This window comes from Vibrio sp. SBT000027 (genome assembly GCF_963894355.1).
In the GTDB taxonomy this organism is placed as follows: Bacteria; Pseudomonadota; Gammaproteobacteria; order Enterobacterales; family Vibrionaceae; genus Vibrio; species Vibrio splendidus.
Window position 1 is genome coordinate 2,501,603 of the sequence record NZ_CAWQGD010000004.1, and the last position, 22,777, is coordinate 2,524,379.

The window sequence follows — 22,777 nt, forward strand, 5'->3', positions numbered from 1 at the left end:
GAAAATTACCCTTCCTTCACAATTGTATCTAGGCATTCACGAAGTAACTGACCGTACTCGTACTTACCAGGACATACAAAGGTACACAGTGCTAAATCTTCTTCATCTAGCTCTAGCGCACCAAGTGCTTGTGCACTATCAACGTCGCCAGCGCATAGATCGCGAAGCAGCAAAGTAGGCTCCATATCTAATGGCATTACTTTCTCGTAGTTACCAATTGGAACCATAGAGCGATCACTACCGTTCGTTGTCGTTGTCATGTTGAACAACTGACCTTTAAACACGTGACCAAGGAATGAACGAGTAACAGAGAACTTGTTCTTACCAGGCATAGCCCAGCCGAATAGCTCTTTATCACGACCTTCACGAAGAACCGAAACTTGTTGATGGTAACGGCCAAGGTAAGCATGTGGACCTGAAGCGTGAACACCAGATAGCACTGAACCTGAGATCAGGCGAACTTCACCTGGCATCAACTCGCTGTCCGTCAACTCTTCAAGGCTAGCACCAATTTGAGTACGAACTAGACGAGGGTTGTTAACTACTGGACCAGCCAGAGAAACAACGCGCTCAGAGTAAATCTCACCAGTAAGGAAAAGCTTACCGAATGCGATCACGTCTTGGTAGTTAATGCTCCACGCTACATTTTGTGCATTTACCGGATACAGGTAATGCATATGCGTGCCTGCAAGACCTGCAGGGTGTGGGCCATCAAAAACATGTTCTTCAACGTTAGACTGAGCTGAACGAGGTAAGCTAGTACCTTTTTTACAAACGTACACTTTACCGTTAGTCAGAGTTGAAAGAAGATCTAAACCAGCAACGAAAGCATCAGACTGCTCGTTAATGATTAATTCTGGCTCAGCTGCTAGCGGATTAGTATCCATAGCAGTAACAAAAATAGCCTGAGTTTCAGAATCAACTGCTGGAACCTTGCTGAACGGACGAGTTCGCAAAGCGGTCCATGCGCCAGACTCAACTAATTGAGCTTTAACCGTTTCACGGTCAAGGCCTACTAGTTGGTTAGCTTCATAGCTATTGAACGTGATTTGCTCATTGCCTGCTACTTCAATCACTACTGATTGAAGAACACGCTTAGCACCACGGTTCACTTCAATAACTTTACCGCTTGCTGGAGAAGTAAATACAACACCTGGGTTCTTTTTATCTGCAAAAAGAACTTGGCCTTTCTTCACTTCATCACCAACGCGAGCATGCATCGTAGGACGCATACCAACGTACTCTTCGCCAAGCAAGGCGACTTTAGTGATGGACTTACCATCATTAATCACCTGGGATGGAGTTCCTGCGATAGGAAGATCCAAACCCTTCTTTATTGTAATCATACGCACTTGCACTACTTTATCGGGAAAAAGATTCTTTTAATTGCGTAAATTCAGGACGTTTTAAAATCGCCCTTAGACACGACATTACAGTGTCCGGTTTTGGTAAATTTGAGATACCAAAATCGCAACAATACATTAATAAACTCATCACAAGAATTATGTGAGATTTATCAGGTGCCATATTCTAGCATTTTTTGACAACTTGATGCCATGACCAATAACTTGAATACGGCCTTTATTTGGTGAGATTTGAAGCATATGGACTCTCAAATATGTATAAATTTGACGAGCCGCACAGATAGAATGGCTTTTAGAACGTGTTTTAAACAAGAGATTAATACTCTGTCACAAACTAATATTTTACGTGTTATGTTGAAACACTGTTAATAAAAACATTACTCATTGTAGGTATTTTTGGTCGGTCAATTTACCATCAGCTTGAGTGATATAACAACAGAAAACAGATAGATTTTGAGACAAAAGAGGCAGCCTAGCCGCCTCTTCTATATGGGTTAATTATCTTACTTACCACCACCCATACACATCGGGCTATCTGGCACGTTATTTAGCTGCTTCATCCATTCATCTTTTGTATAAGTGTGAATGGATAGTGCGTGAATATTATTCGCTAACTCTTCTGATAGTGCTTTATTTACCGCTCTATGACGAGCAATAAGACGCAAACCTTCAAACACATCGCTGACAACAATCACTTTAAAATGACTCTCAGAACCAGCCGGAACATTGTGCATATAGCTCTCATTCACCACGTTTAAATGACTTGGTGAAAACTCATTGTGCAATTTTGTTTCGATAACTTCTTGGATCATTGTGATTCCTTAAATAGCGTATTGGCATTATCTGTCGCTCCAGTATAAACCCTAACTAACCGACTGTCTGAGTATTTCATCGCTGACTCGAGGGGTTTAGTCGAGTTTTTTATATCTTGTTCAGGCTGCATTTGAGACAATATCTTTGTTATTTCTTACATAAGTATCTCAAGCAATGAAAACTGAACTTACCCTTCACGATAGAACTTTAACCCTAAATCGTTTCCCCAACCGTTCAAATGAAACCCTTCAAGCTTGGGATGCCGGCGACGAATATCTGATTAGCCATGTTGAAGAGATGAATCTTGAACCTGGTAAACACATCCTGATCATGAACGACAGTTTTGGTGCCCTATCCGCTTGGTTCTCCAAAGATCATGACGTGACCATGATGAGTGACTCTTTCATTTCTCATCGCGGAACGCTAAAAAACTTACAGCGCAATCAAAGTAATCGAGTGAACTTCTTGAACACGATGGATGATATCCCACACGGTATCGACCTTGTGATCATGCAATTGCCAAAAACCAACCGCCACCTAATATGGCAATTGAGCCAGTTGCGCCAAGCATTGTCTGAAGGCTGCCAAGTGATTGGTGTGAATAAAGTAAAAGAGATTCACACTTCAACACTGAACCTGTTTGAAAAATATCTCGGTGAAACCAAAACCTCTCTGGCTAAGAAAAAGCACCGCCTTGTGTTCTCTTCTCCAAACTGCCAACCGATTCAAACAGTAGAGCCTTATGTTGAATGGGACGTAGACGGTGAAGATATCCGCCTGAAAAATTTACCAAATGTTTACTCAGGGGAAGCACTCGATCAAGGCGCTCGTTATATGCTAGAGCACATCCCTCAAGATCCTGAACTACGTCATATCATCGACTTAGGCTGTGGCAACGGTGTATTGAGTGTAAAAGCAGGGCAATTGAACCCACAAGCTCGTATCACCTGTGTGGATGAAAGCTTTATGGCGGTGGAATCGGCGCGCCAAAACGTCAAGGATAACCTTGGTGAAGAAGGCAACTTCCAGTTCATCGCCAACAACTGTTTAGATGGCTTCAAGAAGAACAGCACTTACTTAGTTATGTGTAATCCTCCGTTCCACCAGCAACAAGCGATTACAGACCACATTGCATGGCAAATGTTCTGTGATGCAAAGCATGTTCTTAGCAACGGAGGCAAATTAATTGTTATTGGCAACCGACACCTCGGATACGATGTCAAACTAGCAAGACTATTTGGTGAAGCTAACGTTGAAACGCTTGAACTAAACCAAAAATTTGAGATATTACAAGCAACAAGAGAGCCTGCGAATTTTAATAAATAAGCAGAAACGACTTCACAAGAATTTAAGATACCGAGCTTCTGGTGTGAATTTAGAAAGGATAAAGGAATGAAAAAACTGATTTTGGCTGCTTCTATTATGGCATTGACAGCATGTTCTGCCCCTCAGCAAGAACAGATCAATGTTATGCCAGAAGCTTCACTAAGCTCAAGCAACCTTGTACAAGGCAAAACATACACACTAACCAGTAAAGATGTTCGTGCCGCTCAATATGTAGCCTTGGTTGATAGTGGCCGTTCAAACATTCAGCCAATTCACGCTAAACAAAACATGCGTATTTCGCTAGAGAACGCAGTAGCTCAACAGTTAGAGTCTCAAGGTTTCCGAGCAAGCGTAAACAGTGAAAACTCTATTGTTTTAGAGATTCAAGAAGCACTTGTTACCGTAGAACACACCATTATGGAAAACAAAATGGACGGTAAAGTAACGCTTGAAGTAACAGCCGAGACACCTGAAGGTAAGCTCGTTAAAACATTCAACGGTACCGCAACTCGTACTGGAGCGCTAAGTGCTTCAAACGACGACATCTCAATGGTTCTTAACGATGTGATCAACTTGGTTCTTACTGAAATCGCGAACGACCCTGAACTACAAAACTACATGAAGGAACGTTTCTAATGAGCCGTATTCTAACTTCTATTGCATTAATGCTGGTGAGCGTGAGCGTTTGGGCAGGCCCTAAAGTGAACGTTGAAACAACATTAGGTGACTTCACGATTGAGCTAAACCAAGAGCAAGCTCCGGTTAGTACTGAAAACTTCCTAAAATACGTGGCAGACGGCAGCTACGAAGGCACTATCTTCCACCGTGTTATTCCTGGCTTTATGGCGCAAGGTGGCGGCTTCGATCAAGACATGAATCAACAAGCGACTTATGCCCCAATCAAAAATGAAGGCAGTAACGGTCTAAAGAATGATACAGCAACGATCGCAATGGCTCGCACTAACGCGCCAGACTCTGCGACTCGTCAGTTCTTTATCAACTTTTCGGATAACGACTTCTTGAATGCAAAAGGTGGTAACCCGGGCTACGCTGTTTTTGGCACGGTAACTGAAGGGTTTGATGTCGTACAAAAGATGGCAACCATTCCGACTAAGCGAATGGGCCGCATGTCAGATATCCCAGCCGACCCTATCATCATCAACAAAGTAACACTTCTTAAGTAATCTCATACAGCGCCCTTAACCTCTTAAGGGCGTTTTTCTATACAAGGACGCCCCATGTCATCTGGCACTCCCTCTCTTTCTTGGATGCAGACCTTCCGTAGCTACCTAGATAAACGTCTACTTTGGGTGTTTATGTTGGGTTGTTCGAGTGGCTTTCCTTGGGTTCTTATCGGCTCTAACATGTCAGGCTGGCTAAAAGATGCAGGATTAACTCGTGCTGCTATCGGTTATTTCGGTAGTGTGTTCGCCGTCTATGCGATTAACTTTCTTTGGGCACCACTGGTAGACCGAGTCAAACTGCCGATTCTACATGCGATATTGGGACAACGACGCAGTTGGATATTTCTATGCCAAAGCTTTGTATTGATCTGCACGCTGTTCATTGCTGGGGTTAACCCTGCCAATGACTTGATGTTCACCTCAATGCTGGCTCTCGGAATTGCGATTGCGTCGGCAACCCAAGATATAGCCATTGATGCCTTCCGTATTGATTCATTTCCTAAATCTGAATCCACCAAATTACCGCAAGCATCCGCAATGGCAGTGATGGGATGGTGGACAGGCTACTCTCTTCCTGGTTATCTCGCATTTATCAATGCCGATACAATAGGTTGGAATGGTGTTTATTACGGTATGGCCTGTGTCGTTATCATTCTGATGCTATTCACACTGTTTGTCGGAGAACCAACAACACAACGTGAAGCATTACAAAAAGAAGCACAACAGCGCCATAATAAAGTTGTTGGCTCTAAAGTTTTGGCCTGGTTAAGCGTTACAGTGTTGGAACCTTTCTACGATTTCTTTAAGCGAAACGGTGTTCAAGTCGCTATTACGCTTCTGTTGTTCGTATTCCTGTTTAAGATAGGTGAAGCCTTCTTAGGCAGAATGTCGATTCCCTTCTATAAAGAGATTGGCTTTAGCAATGAACAAATCGGCCACTACTCCAAGTTAATTGGCTGGGGAGCAACCATATTCTTCACCTTGCTAGGCAGTGTCTTCAATGTGAAATTTGGTATTGTACGTGGGCTAATGATTGGCGGCGTAGCCATGGCAGCCAGCAACCTAATGTTTGCATGGATTGCTCAAGTAGGACCCAATGAAAACTTATTCCTTGCAACGATTATTGTCGATAACTTCACAACCGCCTTTTCGACAGTGGCATTCGTTTCCTTCTTAACGCTACTAACTGGGCAAGCTTTCTCGGCAACGCAATACGCCTTGCTAGCATCATTGGGAAATTTCGGTCGTACAACTCTGGCTTCATTTAGCGGTGAGCTGGTCGACTTCCTCAATGACTGGTCAACCTTCTTTATACTAACGTCATTAATGGTGATTCCAAGTTTGATCATGCTCTACTCGTTACGCCACTTTTTCACTGATTTATTAGAAAAAGCCAAAAACAACCACGAATAAGAGTAAAAGAAAACAAAAGAGAAGAGGGTAGCCCAGTGCTACCCTCTTTTACTTTCTGCCAGCAGAGAATTAAACGCTAATCTGTTGTATCACTTACTATCAAGTTAAAACCAGTTCCCGTCGAGTCATCAATCGCGACGACTTGATAAACAACACCGTCAGCCAAAGTTGCAGGCGCAGAGTCAATGGCAACAGTAGTTGGGTCTCCTGCTACAGTAATCGTCACGTAGTAAGATCCCGCTGCAACATAAATACCATTCGCGTAATCTTTGAACTTCACATCACTTAGTGCCGGAGTGCTACCAGATATTCCCACGTTCTCAGTCAAGTAGATATCAACCGATGCTGCAACTGGGTTTGCCGCCGCATGAGTAATGTTTAAGACCGCACTGGTCGCAACCGGGCGACGGTTTTCAGGGACAACTAGTGGTTCCAAATTGAGTGGACTTAACGTACCCACTGCATAAATGCTGTAATCCATTCCGGCAAATACAGCCACCCCGTCAGCATCAATCAATGCATTGGTCGTTGTGCCATCGGCAAAGATGTCAATATCGTAAGTCCCTGCTGCTAAATCTAAAAATCCACGGATCTCTTTAAACATTAAATCAGCAAGTGGAGCAAATGCAGAACCGTTGACAAATGGGTCGACATCCGGCGCACCATCAACCAAATGCCCCACTCTTACTTCTGCCGTTTCTGCCATGTCGTAGATTAAAGATGAACCGCTACCATCCATCACCATCAACTTCACCGGAGATGCACTGTTTGAATCAGCTCTTGGCACCGCCGCAATCGTTAGCTCGCTACCGCCAGAAAGAGTGATTTCTCCAGAGTCAAAAGCAATAGCACTGCCGCTCACGGTTTCTAATCTCACACGGTATTGCCCTGCTGGGATATTGAGTACGTCAGTAAAGTCCTTATAACCGAGAGTACCAAGCGGAGCGCCCAATGGATCATTCGGTGCCGTTACATATAAGTTCACATCTCCAACCCCTGTTGCCGCGTGAACAACTTGCACATCTAAACTTGAACTTGTTGCCGTTCCCTCAGCAGGCCTTGTAACAACTAAAGCTTCAACCGGGTTATTCGAACCATCAGCATCGCCGACCACTATCACGGTGTAATCTAGATCACCGCTCAAATCGAATTGGCTTGGCGGAATCACAGTCGCTACTGCGTCACCTGGGAGTTGGACATCTACTTGCAGGGTTGTCTGTCCTTGATCTAATGAGGCATATCCGGATGCTTGAGCATAATCGACACCGCTCCAACGAGCCTGACTATTTACTAAGACATTAGCCAACGGAGCATCTGGGGATGCATGTACAGCTTGAAGTTGAGTTGTTGGTTCATCGTCATCATCACACCCCACAATGAACAGGGCTGACATCGCTACCGCGAGTACTGGTGAATATTTCATCGGTCTTCTCTCCAAAAAAGTTAGACCAGTTCGTCACACAAATGATTAGTCCAATAACTAATCTTTAAAAATTGTCTCAAAACCTAGTGCAGTGAACTGTCTTTAATTCTCCGTGATTCAAAAAGTAGCTAGGTTGAAATTCCTAGTCAGTCATCACATGAGTTGTTCATCAATTGATTCCAACATCATTACGCAGTTGGTCAAAAATAGATCAAAGACAAGATTGAAAGGAGGTTTGAATTAGTCATTTTTAAAGAGAAAACGCTTAGAAAGGAATACTGTTGATTTTGATATGCATGTCACTCTAATTAGTAGAATCGTTTGCTTAGCACAGTATTTCACCTATTTATCCGCAAAATAATCTAATTTCACAAAATCAATAGAATTAGAGGTGCATCAAGATGCATTGATACATTAAAGTTCCATCATTTAGATCATTAGTGTGATCAATCTCACCTTAATAATTGCAATTTTCACTCCGTCTCACTTTTATTTGAGAACAAAATCGCTATTATGCTCGGCATTCGGACATCATAAACACGCACGGATTAGCGGGTTACTTATTTCAAACATAGAGAGTTCCATTATGCGTAAATCACTTTTAACTCTTGGCCTACTTGCAGCAGTATCTGCTCCAGTAATGGCAGCTGATTATTCTGACGGCGATACTCACAAGAACGATTACAAATGGCTTCAATTCAACCTTATGGGTGCATTTGATGAGCTTCCAGGTGAATCATCACATGATTACCTAGAGATGGAATTCGGCGGCCGTTCGGGAATCTTTGACCTTTACGGTTATGTTGATGTTTTCAACCTAACATCAGACAAAGGTAGCGATAAAGTTGGTGATCCTAAGATCTTCATGAAGTTTGCTCCACGTATGTCTATTGATGGCCTAACAGGAAAAGACCTATCTTTCGGTCCAGTACAAGAGCTATACGTTGCTTCATTAATGGAGTGGGACGGTACTGATTACAAAACTAACCCATTCTCTGTAAACAACCAGAAAATCGGTCTTGGTTCTGACGTAATGGTTCCATGGTTTGGTAAAGTTGGCGTTAACCTTTACGGTACTTACGATGGCAACCGTAAAGACTGGAACGGCTACCAAGTTTCTATGAACTGGTTCAAACCATTCTACTTCTTCGAGAACGGTTCATTCATCTCTTACCAAGGTTACATCGACTACCAATTTGGCATGAAAGACGAATACGTTTCAGCTAGCAACGGTGGTGCAATGTACAACGGTATCTACTGGCACTCAGATCAATTCGCAGTAGGTTACGGCCTTAAAGGCTACAAAGATGTATACGGCATCAAAGATAGCGATGCGCTTAAGTCTTCAGGCTTCGGTCACTACGTAGCAGTAACTTACAAGTTCTAATTGAACTTCTAAGAAAGTTTCCTAAATGGCACCCTCGGGTGCCATTTTTTATTGCTTTCATTTAATGCCTCGCTATCCTTGCAGCATCACTTTCTTATCTCGGTATTGCTGTGAACATCACTATTGTTGGGCCAGGGGCCATCGGCTCTTTATGGGCAATAAAACTACTTCAAGCTGGTCATAATGTGTCTTTGTGGAGTCGTTCCACTGATAACTCAATTGACTTATCACTTTATGGACAAGCTTCCCTTTCCTTCAGTAACAACAATATCGAAAAGCTATCAGCGAGTGACTTGGTTATTTTCACGGTCAAAGCTTGGCAAGTAGAAGAAGCAACCACTCCACTGCTTCAACATCTCGATCCCGACACCATTCTCATGTTCATGCATAACGGAATGGGCGCGGTTGATGAGATAGCTACTCAAATTGATGCTTACCCAATAATATTGGCGACGACTACTCAAGCTGCATTCAAACCCGACCGCAACAATGTGTCTCATACTGGATTGGGCCAAACTCAATTGGGTGCTTTCAACCAAACTGGCCAACAGTGTACGTTTTTAGTTGATGTCTTAGATGATGCTCTCCCTGCTGTGCGTTGGAACCCACAAATAGAAACTGCACTTTGGACTAAGCTCGCCATCAATTGTGCGATCAATCCACTCACGGGCCTTGAACAGATCAAGAATGGCAAGCTTGCAGATAAAAGGTTTGAGGATATTTTTAGTTCTATCGTTAAAGAGATCACGCAGGTTATGCAAGCCGAAAGGATCGTTTGTTCATTCGATGAATTGGAAGCAAGCGTCAAACAGGTTATCCAAGCCACGGCACAGAACAATTCATCCATGAAGCAAGATATGTTTTACCAACGTAAGACCGAGATCGACTTCATTAACGGCTACCTTATTAAGACTGCACTCAAGCATCATATAGACGTTCCCGTTAACCAAAGACTGTTCGCTCAAGTCAAAGAGCAAGAAAATAGCTGGAATCATCAAGATTAGTCAGCAACGGTCAACAAGTCGCGATAAAATAACAATACCGCTAAGCACAACGCTAGCACCAATTCCCAAGATTTTAGGTAAGAATAGATGCTTGATATCAATCACATCCGAGAGCAGTTTCCTGCGCTATCACAAACCATCAATCAACAGCCGTTGATTTATTTAGACAGCGCGGCAACGACACAAAAACCTCAGGTGGTTATTGATGCCATTAGCCAATATTACTCCAAACAAAATGCCAATGTTCACCGTGGTAGTCATAGCTTAACAGCGAACGCGACCAGTCAGTTTGAAGCGGCAAGAGGCAAGGTCGCTCAGTTTATCGGCGCTAGATCGTCAAAAGAGATTATTTGGACTCGCGGTGCCACCGAAGCACTTAACCTGATCGCTCAAACCTACGCAAGAAGTACCCTTCAGCCTGGCGATGAGATCTTGGTTAGCGAAATGGAGCATCACGCCAACATTGTGCCTTGGCAAATTGTGGCAGAACAAACCGGCGCTAAAGTCGTTAAAGTACCGATGACATCAGATTGCGAATTTGACCTAGTCGCGTTTGATACGCTTTTAACTGAACGAACCAAGATTGTTGCATTGGCTCAGATAACCAACGTGACGGGTTCTCGTCAGCCAATTGAAGCTGTCATAGAAAAAGCACACAAGATGAATGCGATTGTTGTGGTCGATGGCGCGCAAGGGATCGTTCATGAGCCTATTGATGTTGCTACTTTAGGTGCGGATTTCTACGTATTCTCTGGGCACAAACTCTATGCCCCTGCGGGTATCGGTGTGCTTTACGGCAAGCTTGAATTGCTCGAAGCGATGCCACCTTGGCACGGTGGTGGAAAAATGGTTGAGCGCGTCTCTTTTTCTGGCACTACTTTTTCACAGCTGCCTGGGAAGTTTGAAGCGGGTACGCCAAATGTGGCCGGAGCGATAGCATTAAGTACTGCAATAGAATGGTTAAGTGGTTTTGCACAGCAAGATGTCGAAAATCATATCCACCAGCTACAGCACGAGACCTACCGTGCACTCAGTAAACTGGATGATATACAGGTTTTGGGGTATCAGCCCAACGCAAGCGTGATTACTTTTGTGATGGATGGCGTTCACCATCAAGATATAGCGACACTGTTGGATCAGCAAGGGATCGCGGTACGTGCAGGGCATCATTGTGCTCACCCATTGATGGATGCGCTTAATGTAAAAGGCACGGTTCGAATTTCATTTGGTATTTACAACAACATGGATGACGTTGAAAAGCTCGTAGCGGCGATAGAAAAAGCGGTTGATATGCTTTAGGGGATAGCGAGTAGCGAGTAGCGAGTAGCGAGTAGCGAGTAGCGAGTAGCGAGTAGCGAGTAGCGAAATTATGTAGGGTTGCCGTTTAGCGTCAACCCTTTTTGTTTCTGTGTATCTAAGAGATATTAAGCACTTAGCTCTTGGATTTGCTCAACGATCGCTTTTAATCCATTACCGCGAGATGGGCTAAGGTGGGTAATTAAACCGATTTGTTCAAAGTAACCATCAATATCGAACGCTTGAACCTGCTCTGATGTTTTTCCATCATACGCAGCCATCACTAATGCAATCAGACCGCGCACGATACGAGCATCAGAATCAGCAAAAAAACACCAAACACCGTCGATGTTCTGAGAAACTAGCCAGACTTGGCTTTCACAACCAGAAACTACAACCTGCTCACTCTTCAGCTCATCAGGCATGCTAGGTAATTTCTTACCCCATTGAATCACTTGGCGATAACGATCTTCCCAGCCGCTGAATGTCTGCATCTTCGCGACAATATCATCACTGGTAATTTCAGTGCCGAATGGAGAGCTTGGGAATGACATCATTTTAATATCCAATAGATTATGACTAAATGTAAAGGTAACAATGGTTTAGTGTTCTCAAGCAAATAATAGAGAACTACTTAGAGTGCTTTTGAATCAGCTTTTCAACAATACGTGAAACAGCCACAAAACCAAAAGTCGCGGTGACCACTGTCGCAGCGCCAAAACCCGTCGCACAATCCATGCGCTTTGGACCTTCTGCGGTTGCTTTCGCAGCACATACACTGCCGTCGGCTTGAGGGTATTTCAGTTGCTCAGTCGAGAACACACAATCGATACCAAACTTACGCGCAGGGTTCATAGGGAAATTATGATGACGACGAAGGGTATCTTTTAGCTTCTTCGCGAGCGGATCTTGAATCGTCTTAGTCAGATCAGCCACTTTGATTTGAGTCGGGTCGACTTGCCCACCAGCACCACCGGTGGTGATCACCTTGATTTTGTTGCTACGACAATATGCCAACAGTGAAGCCTTAGCTTTCATACTATCAATCGCATCTAACACAAAGTCGAACTCTTTCGATAGGTATTCAGCCTGATTATCAGGGCCAATAAAGTCGTCAATCAGGTTCACTTTACACTCAGGGTTAATCAGCTTAACGCGCTCGGCCATCACTTCGATTTTGCTTTTACCAACCGTGCCCGACATCGCGTGGATTTGACGGTTGATGTTAGTCACACACACATCATCCATATCGATCAAAGTCAGCTCACCTAAACCGGTACGAGCGAGCGCTTCAACAGCCCATGAACCGACACCGCCAATACCGATCACACACACGTGTGCTGCTCTAAGTATGTCGACTTCACTATTGCCATATAAGCGACGAGTGCCACCAAATCGTTGGTCATAGTTTTCTGAAGCTGGAGTGGTCAATTCACGCATTGTTGCCGCCAATTTATTTCTGAGAAAAAGAAAAGAGTGCGTTTTATACGCACTCTTGAATTAAAAGTCTAGGGGATTAGCGATTCGCTTTCAATGCCCTATTTTATTGTTGTTTACTCGACCTTTTCAGGAGGCAAAGCCCAAGGCGCTTCGGTTGCACTGCCATCTAAGCCAAGCTTCCATACACGACCAAAATGCTTGTAATGACCCGCTTCAGTTCCTGCTCTTGGCCCCATACCGTGGTAGAGATCCAAATGGTTCTGCTTAACTGCGCCACCGGTATCCAAAACAAGTAACAGTCTTAGTTGATGAGCGCCGCTCCAAGTACCGTCTGCATTCAATAATGGAACCTCAGCCAGGATTGGCGTCCCCATAGGCAATATAGAGCGATCGCCCGCGACTGCCGCCATAGGTAATAGAGGGATGCCCGCGCTGCCCATTACTGATAGGTCGTCTCTCGCTTCAAAAAACACGAAAGATGGGTTTTGCTCAAGCAGCTCTTTGACTACTTCAGGATCGTTTGCCAATACCCACTCTTTGATTGCTTTCAGTGACATTTTTTCGCGTGGAACTAAGCCTCGCTCGATCAAAACACGGCCAATGCTCACGTAAGCTTTATTGTTCTTACCCGCGTATGCGAAATACTGCAACGTATCGTCATCACCGAAATGCACGAATCCACTGCCCTGCACTTCCATCATAAATGGATCGATGCGGTTCGCCGAGTAACCTAACTCAAGGCCCTGGCCTTCTAATGCACCGTTGTAGATCTCTTCGCGGGTTGGACACTCTTTATCGCACTCTGGAAGTCCATAAACAGGGAAACGGTATTCTTCACTCGCTTCGTGGCGTAGCTCCATTACGGGAGAAAAGTACCCCGTGAACAAAACGTTGCCTTGCTTATCACCACCACCCAATTGAGCAGTTTGAACGCCAAAGTTAGCGAGCTCGCTTGGATCTCCACTTTGCATCGCCCACTCATTGAGTTGCTGATAAAGCGGCTCATAGATTTTAGCCATCGAAGGGGATTTAGAAACCACCATTTCAGCTTGCTCTGCAAATGCGGTGTAGTCTCTTGGTTTATTGGATTCAACCTGATCGACCTTATTTAAGGTGCGGGGAAATTCGTCATCAAGGTGTTGTTGAGCAAGATCAGTCGGTTGAGCACAGCCAAATAAGAAAGAGGCAGCGACAAGGGGAAGCCATTTTTTAATCACAAGAGTCATCCTAAAAATTCTATGCATCGAGGATGACAAAAACAGTCAGATAACACAATCGTAGATTGTAAGAGTTTACAATAAGATAACCTATCGGACTGAGTTCTCGATATGGCCTTTAAGGCGGAAGACGGGATTGTAGTGATTATCAGAATCGAGCACCATTTCTGTGTTGTCAGAATTGGTCATGCGGAAGCGATAGGTTTTATCACCCGCTTTATATTCGAAGTAGTTACCATCAAAGTCAAAACTCGTCGAAACAACAGACCCACGCACTGACACGCCATTAGCATTTAGTCGAAATTCGTCTGTCGCATAATGTGCAACGTCCTGCTCTACCCACGTACCGTATATCAGATTGTCGGGCGTTGCCGCATCTTGTACTCGGGAAAGCACATCACCGAATAAGGAAACCACAGCAAACGATCCCACCAAAGCTAAAACCATTAAACAGCGTTCAATAATCTTACGCTTCAACTTAGATTGATTGCGTTGCTCAACTTCACTGTAGAGGCCTTGGGTAATCTCATCGATTTTGTTCTTTGTTGCTGGAGCTTGTTGCATTCGGTTACGACTCATAAAGATGCTATATGCATTCTACACTGAGACAGTTTATATAATGAACCCTAGATGAGAATAGTTTGCGCTTTATTCCAAAAAAGGTGTTGTTTATATTTGAATTTAAATGCTAAATTAGCGAATAAATAAACACAAATGGACTTGTTCTGTGAAATTAAGAAGTACAGCGCTAGTAAAAGGTTTCAGACAATCAACCCCTTACGTGAACGCTCACCGTGGCAAAACCATGGTTATTATGCTTGGTGGCGAAGCCGTTGCCGATAGAAACTTTGGCAACATAATTAGCGATATAGCCTTACTCCACAGCCTTGGGGTAAAAATTGTTCTCGTTCACGGAGCAAGACCACAGATCAACCAACTATTAGCAAGGCAAGATTGCCACACGCCTTACCATAAGAATATTAGAGTTACTGACGAATATTCTTTAGGTGTCGCGATGCAGGCTGCTGGCCAACTACAACTTGCCATCACAGCTCGACTTTCAATGAGTCTAAACAACACCCCGATGGCAGGCACTCAACTCAATGTAATGAGTGGTAACTTCATTACCGCTCAGCCGCTAGGTGTCGATGATGGTACGGATTATTGCCACAGCGGGCGTATTCGTAGAATAGACATCGAAGGGATTAATCGCACACTTGACCAAGGTTCTATCGTCCTTCTTGGGCCTATTGCTAGCTCCGTGACTGGCGAAAGCTTTAATCTGCTTTCTGAAGAGGTCGCAACCCAAGTTGCTATTCGTTTAAAGGCCGACAAGCTGATTGGTTTTTGCTCAGAGCAAGGGGTAACCGATGAAAGCGGTAATGTGCTCGCTGAACTCTTCCCTAAAGACGCCAAGCAAATTCTAGAACGCTTAACGGAATCTCAGAACCCTAAAGAAGATATGAGCACTGGTACATTACGCTTCTTAAAAGGTGCTATCTCTGCTTGTCGTGCTGGGGTGCCTCGTTGTCATCTAATCAGCTACAAAGTGGATGGCGCATTAATTCAAGAGCTATTCTCTTTTGATGGTATTGGCACCCAAGTGGTCATGGCAAGTGCCGAGCAAGTAAGACAAGCTCAGATTGATGATATCGGTGGCATCTTTCACCTCATTCGTCCACTGGAAGAACAAGGCATCTTAGTTCGCCGTTCAAGAGAGCAGTTAGAGCAAGAGATCTATCGCTTTACCATTATCGAAAAAGACGGCCTAATTATTGGTTGCGCTGCGCTATACGCGTATCCAGAAGACCACATGGCAGAGATGGCCTGTGTTGCTATCCACCCAGACTATCGCGATGGAAACCGTGGACAGTTACTTCTGGATTACATGCGCCACCAATCAAAATCTCGTGATATCGACCAGATCTTTGTCCTTACTACGCACAGCCTTCACTGGTTCCGTGAGCAGGGGTTTTACGAGATAGGCGTGGACGAGTTACCGATGGAAAAACAAGGGCTATACAACTATCAGAGAAACTCAAAAATCTTAGCGCTAAACGTATAAATAAAGTTTTGGAGCGGAATCTCAATTTAATGGAAAAATAATTGCAAATGTAATCGTTTACTATATGAGATTTATCAAATATGCACTTTCACTCACACGAATAATTGTATAGAATTTAGGCGCTTTATAATATTAACAAATGTTTTTATTGGAATTGCCATCTCGATAGTCATATCGAACTCATTGAGATGGTCACTGCACGGATTGCTATACCCGTTGACGGTCAGCATGCTAACCATTAGCTCTGCTCGTTAATATAAACAGCAAAAAGAGCAACATTGATATGAGAACCATTGTTTGTAACTCGCTGCAAAGTTTTTGGGATATGGCTGATAACCAATTCTTAGAAGGGCTAGACGTACACTGCGTGTTCCCTGTTAGCGAGAATCTAAAAGAGTTTATTTTGAATTGCCAAGCAAAGTACAAGATAAACCATATATCGTTTACTCGAGCGTTTTTAAGCAAAGAGTCTTAATAACGTTCAAAGCAACCAGGGATGGTTGCTTTGTGTTTATCTAGCTCTAAGTTCAAGCCCTTTTCTAGCGGCCATTAACGACTAATTCGTTAAGCGACTGCCTAAACCACTCACTCGCTCTGTTTTCACCTTAATCCCACGCTTCAACACGTTGGTATCGCTGAACATCATCAGTCGTTTCTTCGCACGTGTAATACCGGTATAGATAAGCTCCCGCGTTAAAATAGGGCTGAAATCAGGCGGCAAGATCATTAAGGTCAGATCAAACTCACTGCCTTGAGATTTGTGTATCGTCATCGCATAAGCGGTCTCATGATCGGGTACTCGGCTTGGAAGCACGGCTTTCACACTGCCATCTGGCAACTCAAAATACACCTTCAGTCGAGGTGTGGAATTCGCACTATTTGACTCTAAAGTCGTTGAATCGGCTTCGAGCATACAGATACCAATATCACCATTGTACAAACCTAAACCATGATCATTACGCGTCACCATGACTGGTCGCCCGTGATACCACAGCTCATCATTATGAGGGCTCACCAAACGTCTTGCGGCAAGCGCCCTTTCGATTCTGTGGTTGAGGCCTTTAACACCAAAGTCCCCTTCACGAATAGAACACAGCAATCGACATTGGCTGAACAAATCGAGCACAGATTTCGCTCTCGCTTCTTGGGTTTCTAATTCTTCTAACGGCACATTCATTCGATTCAGATACGCACCATATTCATTGACCAAAGTTCGCAGCATCAAGTTATAGCTGTCACTCGACAAGGGATGGTTTTCGATGTCATCAAACCCTTTGGCAAAGACTTGGTCTACTTGACTCGCCGAGCCGTTATTGATCGCTTTTGCCAGTTGGCCGATACCTGAACGCGCATCGAAACGATAACTCTTCTGCAGCATACACAAGCTATCTGCAATCGCAGGCGGATTCACCGATCCAGCTTTGTCTTGCCTTGGTTTAGCTATCGCGTCAAAACCTGTCATCTCTGCAATCAAATTGCCTTGCGCTGTGCTGTACCCTGCAGAGTTGAACGAACAGATATCACCGAGCACAGCACCTGCCTCTACTGAAGCGAGTTGGTCTTTATCACCCAATAAGATGAGCCTTGCGTGCTCAGGAAGTGCATCCACCAGCTTATACATCATCGACAGATCAACCATAGAAGCTTCATCCACTACCAATATATCAAGGTGAAGTGGATTACGTCGGTTATGTCTAAATTCCGCTCGATTAGGAATCGCGCCGAGTAACCTATGTAAAGTACTGGATTCAGTCGGTATGTTGGCCTTTACTTCAGGTGCTAATGGCAGCTGCTCAATCGCTTTACCAATCGACTCGGTTAAACGCGCCGCTGCTTTACCTGTCGGTGCCACTAGCTTGATCGTCGGTGTTTTACCTTGGCTTAGCGATTGCTCGACCATCGCCGACAGTAACTTAGTTACCGTGGTCGTTTTACCGGTGCCCGGTCCGCCAGAAATAACAGCAAAACGTCGACTTAACGCCACCGCTGCCGCGACCTTTTGCCAGTTCAAACAGACAGATAACGGCACGAGGCTATCCAGCGCATCTAAATCTGTCACTTGCTTGGCTTGAACAATCGCTTGGTCTATCGCGCCCCAATCTAGAACCTGCTCATTCACAATATCTAGATGGTCACACACCAGTTGTTGGCGTAATACCTGAGACGTTTGTTGGTTTGCTTCAGCCTTGGCTAAGGCATTAAACAGAAAATGGTAACTGCGTGCGAATAACTGATTCAACGTTTCGGTTAGCGCTTTTTTCTGCTCAGTGTTGAACTCTACAGGCTTACTTAAACGGTTTAAGGTCTCAGCCAACACAACCTCATAGTTCCAGTAACGCTGTAAGTAGACACGTTGCCCATCGAACATTAGCGGCTTAACACAATCATTGGTCGTACCCACTAAGTTAGATGATTGCAGAACAGTAGCCCAATCAATACCTAGCAATTTTTGGTTCAGTTGCAGTGCCGTCTCACCATACAAACCAAGTAACTGAGCAAGTTCTGCCGTTTGTTCAGGGCCTACCGTATGCTGCTGTATAAGCTGAGTACAAATATGACCCTTGCCCAACTCATGGCTCACCACCCCAGCGAGAAAACCGATCTCTTGAGAGTGACTCGTCGCTTGCTGCGCAATAAAACGGGCAAACTGATAATCCAGTTGACGAATTGAGCCCTTATCCGCAAGGAACTTGAGTACATCCATGAGCTGTTCAGGGATAAGTGAAACTGGCTTTACAGAGTTCGCAGTTTCCATACCGGTATTATTGGTCGTTGTTGTCATTATAGAAGCCCCATCTGTCCAGTTTCATCGTCATTCAATTGCGCTGAACGTCTGTCTATCACTTTACCGTCAATCAATTGATCCATTTCATCGAGCAAAGCCAATGTGGGTTTAGCCGAGAAAACACCTTGTTGTGATTGGCCATCCATTCCTCTTAGGAACAAGTAATAAACCCCACCGAAATGTTGTTCATAACTGTAATCTGCAACGCGACTGCGTAAGAAGCGGTGCAGTGCCAGCGCATAGATTTGATATTGCAGATCGTAGCGGTGGTCGGCCATCGCCGATTTCAATGCTTCACCATGGTAGACGGCAACGTCATCACCTAGATGGTTCGATTTCCAGTCGAGTACATAGTATTTACCTTGATGCTCAAACACCAAATCGATAAAGCCTTTCAGCATGCCTTGTACAGTTTGAAAACCTAGGTCACCCGCTTTTGCCGACAAGGGATCATGATACTGAATGGTTTGATTGAGCTCAGATGCAGCCAACACTTCGATCGGCAATAAGAACTCCATCTCAACTAAACGTTGCGTCGAATCTTTCTCGCTTAGCTTTAAGTTTTTACCGTCCAATGCTGTATTAAGAACGGTATCGACCAGTAGTTGAAGCACAGGTAACCACTCTAGTTCGTATTGCTCTGACTCTAATAAGTGAGTGATTACTTGCGTGTTATGCTCGCTGGTTGCTGGCTCGGTAAATTCAACATCCTCAAACAAGGTATGTAAGAAGGTTCCCGGACGAGCGCCACGAGGGAACGTGAATATAGAACGTTCAGGTTCTATCAACTCAGACTCGTCTTGTTCATCCGCCGAATCAATATCAAAGCCAGACACCTCAATCGTGGCATCATGACTTGCGCCGTGACTGCCTTGTTTTATAAGCCCCGAGTAACTGGTGATTCGCCAAGCTCGGTCAATTGAAGCCTTCAATTCACTAGCATGTAAGTCTTCACTCACTTGCTCTGTCTGTACAAAAACGTGCTCGTGCGCGGTAGGCGTTTCAGACAGTAATACGCTTGAATTCTTACTCTCAATCGCTGACAAAGCTTGATTCAACTCAGCAATGCCTTGTTCTTGTCCGTTTTGAACCAAGTAGCCCATCGCACTTAAGTGAACGCCAGTTGGCTCTTTAGTTGAACGCCCTTTACGTAGCGGTGCCATGCCAATGAAACATCCATAAACAGCACGAGTCAGCGCCACGTAAATCAAACGTAAGTCTTCCGCCAATCGCTCTTTGTCGGCTTGCGCTAAAGCACTGTCGCTACCGGTAATATCAAGCACTGTGGTATCGGAATCATGGTCGTAGAACTTGCCTTCACTCGCTTCTCGGTAACTTGCGACAAACGGCAGGAATACTAAGTCATATTCCAAACCTTTCGACTTATGAATTGTAACGATTTGAACCAAGTTTCTTTCTGATTCAAGGCGTTGAATGTCGTCGTCACTGCCACCTAAACCATTTTGTGCATCTGATATCGCTTCCGCCAACCAACGCAGTAAGCCATAGTCACTGTCGAGTTCCTGCCTTGCTTGTTGTAGCAATTCGCCAATGTGCATCAAATCAGTGAGTGAGCGCTCACCATTTTCTTCTTCCAGTAAGCGTTCCGCGAGATGTCGTTTACTGATCACACTGCGCAGCATTGGTAACACACCGCGCTGTATCCACAGCTTGCGGTATTCTCGAAATTCGTTAACGACGTTTTCCCACACTACTTCATCGTTGTTGAGTTCATCCAATGAAGCCGCATCCAGAGCAAACAACTCGGAGGCTAAACTGGCGCGCAACGCACGGTCATTTTCCGGTGTCAACACCGCCTGCAATAGGCGTTGAATATCTTGCGCGACCAAGCTGGTGAATACACTGTCTCGGTTAGACAAGTACACGCTCGCAATGCCTTGTTCCGACAACGCATTTTTAATTAGGCGACCTTCACTACCGGTTCGAACCAAGACAGCAATATCACCCGCATTCACGGCATGTTGTTTTTTGCCGTTATCAAAATAGGCTTGTTGATTTTGAGAAGCAGTCAGAATAGTTTGAATTTGACTCGCCGTCGCCTCAGCCATGGCTTTGTGATATTCGCCTTTTGGTAATGGCTTATCTTCAGCATCTTGCAGCCAAAAGGTCAGTGCGTGCTGAGTTTCTCCGTTCATTACCCATTGGCGTTTATCAGCCGATGGGCTCGCTGCGACGGGCAAAAATGGAATGTCTTGGTCGTAGATAAACGGGCTATCCGAATTCATAAATACTTGGTTTACCGCACTGACCATGTCGGCGCTTGAACGCCAGTTAGTCCCTAGCGTGTAGTGAGCACTAACTTGGTTTCTCGCCTTGATATAGGTAAAGATATCTGCACCGCGGAAACCATAGATAGCCTGCTTCGGGTCACCGATCATAAACAAGCCACACTGCGGATTATCGAGATAGATTCGGCTAAAAATACTGTATTGCAGCGGATCGGTATCTTGGAATTCATCAATCATCGCCACTGGGTATAAGGTGCGGATTCTCTCCACCAGCAGTGATTGCTCATCCACATCAATGGACGCGGATAACTGGGTCAGCAAATCATCAAACGATAACCACTGCTTCTGCTGTTTAGCCTTAGCTAACATGGTTCGACAATGAGTAATCGCATGCGCCAGCAATGGAGCTTTTAGATCTGCTGGAGAATTTAAGAAGTCCTCAATCGCTTCGAAAACGGCGTGCTGAGGTGCAGTGCCTTTCGGTGTTTTTTCAATTAACGTTGCTTGTGAGAACTTCTCTAGTTTATCTGGAAACTGGTAATCATGAGTGTCGCTCTGCGCCCATGCTGTGACGGCTTCTAACCAAGTAGGCAAAGACTTCTTGGTGTAGCTGCGCTTGTTCACATCTGAACCTGAGATCAAAGCCAAAAAGTCCGCTTCGGATTCGCACCACAACGCCTTAAGTTGCTTAACTTTATCTAGGTTTTGGTCGTGTAGAGTTTGCAAGTCACCCGACATTGCTTCCACGGTTAGCTTTAGTGGAGAACCCGTCAGATAGCGATTTACGTCAGCCAATAACGAAGCGGGAGATCCCCAAATATTTCGCACTTCGCCAGCCAATCGAATTGGCAGCGGGTAAAACTGCTTACGCCAATAGTCGGCTACCACTTGCGCTTTCAGATGGCTTTCATCGGTCACAAATTCATTATCAAAGCGGCTTCCAGACTCGAAGGCATTTTGAGTCAACATTCGCTGACAGAAACCGTGAATGGTGTAGACCGCTGCTTCATCCATTTGTCTTTCAGCGTTAAGAAGAGTTTTTGCCGCGCCAGCATGATCATCGATTGCTTGTAACAAAGGCGCAATCACTGGGTCGTCACTTTGCCCACGTGCAAACGCAATACGCGCATCATGGATTCGAGCACGGATACGATCTCGCAGCTCAGCCGTTGCCGCTTCAGTAAAGGTCACCACCAGAATTTGGTCTACGGTTAGCGGCTCATGATGTCGAGTGGCTTCAGTCAGATCGCCTAGCGGCGCAGCAGTGCCGTGCCCCAGCAGTAAGCGCAAATACAAGCCAGCAATAGTAAATGTTTTACCCGTACCCGCTGATGCTTCAATTAAACGCGCGCCATGAAGTGGAAACGTCATCGTATCGAGTGTCTGTGGAGCGATTACCTGAACACTGCTTGTGGTCGTCATGCCTTACTGCCTTCTGATAAATTAGTTTGTTACAAATGTGACCTAGCGTAGAAAATGTCATTCAATTTACGTCCTACGCCATTTTGTTAATAGTTAGTGCGATCTCTCTCACGGATCAATTCAGATCGCCTCGCTACTATGCGCCCACGAGTTCAGGATCGCCTACGAGTTTTATACTCATGCGTTACTTTGAACCACAGAATAATGGTCCCTCTGACCTGTGGCCGTACAGCGAACGCCCTACACTAATAATGATTTACTGGCGGCCACTTTATTTCCTGTACCTTGCTTCTCTTCACCTTGAAAGCAAGCATCCCAAATGCTGACCAGCAACTCTCTTTCGTTTTTCATTAATTCAGCACACTCGTTATCGATCTTGTCGATCACAA

19 protein-coding genes are annotated in these 22,777 nt (G+C 44.7%); 9 read left to right on the forward strand and 10 right to left on the reverse strand.

All coding sequences use genetic code 11. The features are described from left to right. Positions 1 to 5: 5 nt before the first annotated feature. Together AACU28_RS21120 and bolA are read right to left on the reverse strand one after the other, a co-directional pair. Entirely contained in the window at positions 6 to 1,346 is a 1,341-nt protein-coding gene (locus AACU28_RS21120) for a Na(+)-translocating NADH-quinone reductase subunit A (protein WP_017080319.1), read from the reverse strand. 521 nt (positions 1,347 to 1,867) lie between these two features. Then, positions 1,868 to 2,176 (reverse strand): transcriptional regulator BolA, encoded by a 309-nt coding sequence (gene bolA, locus AACU28_RS21125; protein ID WP_017079929.1) that lies wholly within the window; start codon positions 2,174 to 2,176, stop codon positions 1,868 to 1,870. A gap of 175 nt (positions 2,177 to 2,351) precedes the next feature. Here bolA and AACU28_RS21130 point away from each other — a divergent pair, with 175 nt between their 5' ends. The 4 genes from AACU28_RS21130 (at position 2,352) to AACU28_RS21145 (ending at position 6,100) form a co-directional block, all read left to right on the forward strand. Continuing rightward, positions 2,352 to 3,503: a methyltransferase gene (locus tag AACU28_RS21130; protein WP_121603545.1), complete on the forward strand. Its 1,152-nt coding sequence runs from the start codon at positions 2,352 to 2,354 to the stop codon at positions 3,501 to 3,503. A 66-nt stretch (positions 3,504 to 3,569) separates the two neighbouring features. After that, the gene (locus tag AACU28_RS21135; protein WP_004735204.1) at positions 3,570 to 4,139 is read left to right on the forward strand and encodes a YajG family lipoprotein; all 570 of its coding nucleotides are present in this window, start codon (positions 3,570 to 3,572) and stop codon (positions 4,137 to 4,139) included. Beyond that, the gene (locus AACU28_RS21140) at positions 4,139 to 4,687 is read left to right on the forward strand and encodes a peptidylprolyl isomerase (protein WP_017079928.1); all 549 of its coding nucleotides are present in this window, start codon (positions 4,139 to 4,141) and stop codon (positions 4,685 to 4,687) included. Before AACU28_RS21135 ends, AACU28_RS21140 begins: the two co-directional genes overlap by 1 nt. 54 nt (positions 4,688 to 4,741) lie before the next feature. Beyond that, positions 4,742 to 6,100, forward strand: coding sequence for an AmpG family muropeptide MFS transporter (locus AACU28_RS21145; protein WP_121603546.1), 1,359 nt, complete (start codon positions 4,742 to 4,744; stop codon positions 6,098 to 6,100). Between the two features lie 76 nt (positions 6,101 to 6,176). Here the strand turns inward: AACU28_RS21145 and AACU28_RS21150 are convergent, their stop codons facing one another. Next, complete coding sequence (locus AACU28_RS21150) at positions 6,177 to 7,523, reverse strand: DUF4397 domain-containing protein (RefSeq protein ID WP_121603547.1); 1,347 nt, start codon at positions 7,521 to 7,523, stop codon at positions 6,177 to 6,179. A 586-nt stretch (positions 7,524 to 8,109) separates the two neighbouring features. Between AACU28_RS21150 and AACU28_RS21155 the strand changes: the two genes are divergently transcribed. The 3 genes from AACU28_RS21155 to csdA all read left to right on the forward strand — a co-directional run bounded on the left by AACU28_RS21155 (position 8,110) and on the right by csdA (position 11,213). After that, positions 8,110 to 8,910 (forward strand): nucleoside-specific channel-forming Tsx family protein, encoded by an 801-nt coding sequence (locus AACU28_RS21155; RefSeq protein WP_004735200.1) that lies wholly within the window; start codon positions 8,110 to 8,112, stop codon positions 8,908 to 8,910. A 110-nt stretch (positions 8,911 to 9,020) separates the two neighbouring features. Next, positions 9,021 to 9,914, forward strand: a complete 894-nt coding sequence (gene panE / locus AACU28_RS21160; protein ID WP_121603548.1) for a 2-dehydropantoate 2-reductase — start codon at positions 9,021 to 9,023, stop codon at positions 9,912 to 9,914. Positions 9,915 to 10,001: 87 nt separating this feature from the next. Beyond that, positions 10,002 to 11,213 (forward strand): cysteine desulfurase CsdA, encoded by a 1,212-nt coding sequence (gene csdA, locus AACU28_RS21165; protein WP_121603549.1) that lies wholly within the window; start codon positions 10,002 to 10,004, stop codon positions 11,211 to 11,213. Between the two features lie 125 nt (positions 11,214 to 11,338). Here csdA and csdE read toward each other — a convergent pair whose 3' ends face one another. The 4 genes from csdE to AACU28_RS21185 form a co-directional block, all read right to left on the reverse strand. After that, the gene (csdE, locus tag AACU28_RS21170) at positions 11,339 to 11,767 is read right to left on the reverse strand and encodes a cysteine desulfurase sulfur acceptor subunit CsdE (protein WP_121603550.1); all 429 of its coding nucleotides are present in this window, start codon (positions 11,765 to 11,767) and stop codon (positions 11,339 to 11,341) included. Positions 11,768 to 11,840: 73 nt separating this feature from the next. Next, positions 11,841 to 12,650, reverse strand: a complete 810-nt coding sequence (gene tcdA / locus AACU28_RS21175) for a tRNA cyclic N6-threonylcarbamoyladenosine(37) synthase TcdA (RefSeq protein ID WP_004735196.1) — start codon at positions 12,648 to 12,650, stop codon at positions 11,841 to 11,843. A 113-nt stretch (positions 12,651 to 12,763) separates the two neighbouring features. After that, positions 12,764 to 13,876 carry a murein transglycosylase A gene (mltA, locus tag AACU28_RS21180; protein WP_017093429.1) on the reverse strand — a complete coding sequence of 371 codons (1,113 nt, stop codon included), beginning with the start codon at positions 13,874 to 13,876 and terminating at the stop codon, positions 12,764 to 12,766. Between the two features lie 81 nt (positions 13,877 to 13,957). Further along, entirely contained in the window at positions 13,958 to 14,431 is a 474-nt protein-coding gene (locus AACU28_RS21185) for a DUF2850 domain-containing protein (protein ID WP_004735194.1), read from the reverse strand. 163 nt (positions 14,432 to 14,594) lie between these two features. Here AACU28_RS21185 and argA point away from each other — a divergent pair, with 163 nt between their 5' ends. Next, positions 14,595 to 15,932, forward strand: a complete 1,338-nt coding sequence (argA, locus tag AACU28_RS21190) for an amino-acid N-acetyltransferase (protein WP_121603551.1) — start codon at positions 14,595 to 14,597, stop codon at positions 15,930 to 15,932. A 283-nt stretch (positions 15,933 to 16,215) separates the two neighbouring features. Then, entirely contained in the window at positions 16,216 to 16,407 is a 192-nt protein-coding gene (locus AACU28_RS21195; protein ID WP_004735192.1) for a hypothetical protein, read from the forward strand. Positions 16,408 to 16,488: 81 nt separating this feature from the next. Here AACU28_RS21195 and recD read toward each other — a convergent pair whose 3' ends face one another. The 3 genes from recD to AACU28_RS21210 form a co-directional block, all read right to left on the reverse strand. Further along, entirely contained in the window at positions 16,489 to 18,714 is a 2,226-nt protein-coding gene (gene recD / locus AACU28_RS21200; RefSeq protein WP_121603552.1) for an exodeoxyribonuclease V subunit alpha, read from the reverse strand. After that, on the reverse strand, positions 18,714 to 22,388 hold the full coding sequence (gene recB, locus AACU28_RS21205; RefSeq protein WP_121603553.1) for an exodeoxyribonuclease V subunit beta: 3,675 nt from the start codon (positions 22,386 to 22,388) through the stop codon (positions 18,714 to 18,716). The genes recD and recB overlap by 1 nt, the downstream gene beginning before the upstream one ends. 240 nt (positions 22,389 to 22,628) lie before the next feature. Next, positions 22,629 to 22,775 carry a hypothetical protein gene (locus AACU28_RS21210; protein ID WP_175400154.1) on the reverse strand — a complete coding sequence of 49 codons (147 nt, stop codon included), beginning with the start codon at positions 22,773 to 22,775 and terminating at the stop codon, positions 22,629 to 22,631. Positions 22,776 to 22,777 lie beyond the last annotated feature (2 nt).